This is a genomic window from Oleiphilus sp. HI0067 (genome assembly GCF_001635735.1).
Map to the genome: position 1 here is coordinate 1 of NZ_LWFI01000562.1, position 756 is coordinate 756.

Genomic DNA, 756 nt, shown 5'->3' on the forward strand with positions numbered 1-756 from the left:
ATTCAGCTTCCAAAGCCTCGTTATGTTCAAGATGCTTACGCTTGGCAACGGTCTTTACACGAGTTTCTAGCGCAGAGCCCAATGGCTTGGTTGGAATGGGCTGAAAAGGCCGAGCAATTTGGCTCACAGCACGTTGCCACGGCTTTGGATAAAGCCTTGGTCCAATTTCCAAACAATGATCTTCTGGCCCGACGTGCAATTCAAACAGCAGTCCAAAACGAAGACGATAGTACTTTGTCCCGTTTAGCCGTCTCTCAAGCTTGTACTTTTGTGGATATGTTGTCTGAAGGTGCGTTGGAAGCATTGCAGACGATTGATGCAACTCTTTACCTTATGATTTATCGTCAGATTGATCAGATTAATCCGCACGATGATCCTGAAGAACGTCAGTATCGAGCACTAAGTAAATTAAGCGCTTTCATGCAAGAGTATTACGTAAAAGAGTTAGTTGGTTTTTTAGCGCAAGATGAACGCTTATTGTTGGATCAACGTTTGCGATTACTAAAGCTCATTGATGCGAATGGCGATCATGTCGAAGCGAAAAAAATTCGTGAGAACATGGTGCCATTTCTTCTTAATAAACAACAAAATCGTAGTGACGATATTGCAGCTGAGCAGCTTGTTTTGCTGCGGGAAAACTACAAAGCGCTCAACTTGCCTCAATCGGCGTTTGATCTGTTTATGTCATCGATTAATAACTTAATTGTGGTGCGCAATAATTTTGCCTCCTTGGTGGATAAGTACCAGGTCAGCTTG

The 756-nt window shown here is 43.1% G+C and carries 1 protein-coding gene; it reads left to right on the plus strand.

Features of this window, described 5'->3' with window-relative positions:
- On the plus strand, positions 1-756 hold a 756-nt coding region (locus A3739_RS29525), incomplete at both ends, for a hypothetical protein (RefSeq protein WP_197472125.1).